This is a genomic window from Komagataeibacter kakiaceti JCM 25156 (assembly GCF_000613305.1).
Genome location: NZ_BAIO01000345.1, coordinates 1 through 2,571, shown reverse-complemented (window position 1 = coordinate 2,571; position 2,571 = coordinate 1). Strand labels below are relative to the sequence as shown.

3 pseudogenes are annotated in these 2,571 nt (G+C 65.9%); all 3 read right to left on the bottom strand.

From position 1 onward, the window contains the following. Positions 1-590: pseudogene (locus tag JCM25156_RS24440) on the bottom strand (hypothetical protein); the annotation flags it as partial. Beyond that, a pseudogene (locus tag JCM25156_RS13510) lies at positions 583-2,030 on the bottom strand (aromatic amino acid lyase). The pseudogenes JCM25156_RS24440 and JCM25156_RS13510, both read right to left, overlap by 8 nt. 172 nt (positions 2,031-2,202) lie before the next feature. Continuing rightward, positions 2,203-2,571: pseudogene (locus tag JCM25156_RS29475) on the bottom strand (hypothetical protein); the annotation flags it as partial.

The following is a 2,571-nucleotide window of genomic DNA, read 5'->3' as shown; positions in this document are numbered from 1 at the left end:
CGCCGCCACGCGGCGGATATGGGCACGCACCATGCCGTCATGTTCGTTATGCACGCCCGCGGCCAGCCCGCAGCGGGCCACCGCGCTGAAACATTCGGCAGAAGATCGGCCGGAATGCGCGGGAAACGCTCGGGATCGGTGCCGAAAGTGGAGAATTTGAAGGCGCAGGCCCCCGCCGCCGCCATATCGGCAATATGAACCGGCCCATCGGCGGGCGCGATGGTGCCCCACAGGCAAAATCCACGCGCGCCTGCGCCGCTGCTTCCCCGCGCCTTGAGCGCCAGACGCTCGGCGGTGCAGACCAGAAACCCATCATCATACGGCATGTCGGCAATGGTGGTGATGCCCCCGGCGGCGGCGGAGCGGGTGGTCCAGATGAAATCCTCCTGCCCCTTCTGGGAGCGGGAATGGACCTGCGCGTCGATCCCGCCGGGCAGAAGCAGGCTGTCACCATGGTCTTCCGTTGCCACGGCCTGCGGGGGCGTGCCCTGCCCAAAGCGGGAAATGCGCCCGTGATCGACCGCGATCCAGCCATCGCGCAGTACTCCCGCGCAGGTCACGACCGCCCCGGTCAGGACAAGTTCATGCATTTTCGTGATGCTCCCGTAAGATGCTGTCAGACCCGAACAGAAGGCTGGACGGGCTGGATATTGCGGTTTCACCGGTGAACAGGACATCACGCGCGGCATCAAAGACGGTGCATAGCGGGATGTGATCGCTCACCGGGTCGATGCATGTGGCCAGCCGGGCGTACAGATGCCCCGCCATGCCGTGCAGCACGTTTTCATTGCCAGACAGATGCACCGCCTGAAAGGCGGTGACGGCTTCCTGCGCGACCAGCCGGTGCAGCAGGCTGACCTGTAGTTCAAGCGCGCGCCCGGCCATGGGCAGGTAGGAGGCTTCATCCTCCACCCCGTTGGCGACGGGCACCTGATAAAGCGATGCCGGCGCGGCTTCGCGCAGGATGCGGGTGCCCAGATCAACCGCCAGCTTCGTCGCCGCGCCGAATGCGATGTCATGCCCCACACGCAGGCTGAGATTACGCGGCAGGCCGGACAGGTCATCGCGGCACAGGGTCAGGATACGCCCCATGGATCCGCGCGCGTAATGCGCGACCGCCTGCAGCAGCATCTGCACATCCAGCGTCAGTTCCAGCAGCAGCGACCCGCCGGAAGTCAGGATCTCGCCCCCGATCAGAAGCGGGTTGTCATCACAATGGTTGAAGACATGGTGCAGCGCCGTCTCCACCCGCAGCAGGGATGCAAGCAGCGCACCCCCGGTCTGGGGCAGGCAGCGGAAGCATAACGGATCATGAATATGCCCGCGTGAAACCCATGCGTCGCCACGCAGCGCCTGCGTGACGAACGCGGCCACGCGCTTTTCGGCCATCGTGCCGTTATCAAGCGCCGCCCGCCACGGGGCGCGGAACGCGCCAAATCCCGCGCAGGACAGGCCATACACCCCAAGGCTGACCGGCAGTGCGCGCCGCAGCCCGGTTACCGAAAGGGCGACCGTGGCGACCGACAGCGCATTGCTGGACAGGATGGTCATGATGTCCTTCGGCCCCGGAACAAGCGGGGACAGCCCGTGGCGACGCAGCATGGCCATGGCGGGCTGCGGCGCATCATGCCCCGGCACCATGACCTCCCCATCCCCCATCAGGGCCTTGCCGATATGCGACATCAGCCCGACATCGGCGCACCCGATCGAGCCGTAGATGCGCACGACCGGCGTGATCCGGGCATTGAGCAGATCCCGCAGGCACGCGCCAGCGCGGGGGACGCGCCCGTCTGGCCGCTTAACAAGCCATTGAGCCGGATGGCCATGGCCGCCCTGACCTCACGCACGTCAAAGGCCGGACCGGACCCCAGCGCATGCGAACGCAGCAGCCGCCGGGCGTAGGCCGTGGTGTCATCCGTTGGAATATCGCAGTCCTTGAAGGCCCCGACCATGCTGGTGGTGCCATAGACCTCGCTGCCTTCGGCCAGCAGCGACAGCAGGGTGGCATGGCTGGCCGCCATGCGTTTCATCCCTTCGGCCGAAAGGGTTACACAGGCACCATCGGCTATTCTGGCAATCTGTGTCAGGCACAGGTCATGCCCCGTCAGAATAACATCCGTGGTGTGCTGCATCATGCCGTCTCCCCGTGCAGGCAGTGTCGCATTTATGGTGTCAGCGGTCATATGCTTATCCCTGCGCAAGCTATGCCTCCGGCTGCACGGCATGCGCCGGGCCAAAGTATTTCGCACCGGCGGCAAGTGCCGCCAGCGCCGGGATGGCCGCGAACGTGACATAGAAAGCAGGGGCCAGAAGCATGTGCTGCCGCGCCCCGAGCATGTTCAGGAACGCAGGCGCGAAACCGCCAAAAACCACCATCGCGGCGTTATACCCGATCGCGATGCCGCTGGCGCGGACAGGCCGCGGAAAGAGCCCTGCGATACCCAGCGGCGCCACCCCCACATAAAGGGCCACCAGCGCGCATAACCCGGTCTCGACCCCCACCATCGCCAGCAGGCCCGGATGGATGGGCAATGCGGCGGTCAGCAGCACGGGCACCACCGCCAGCGCCAG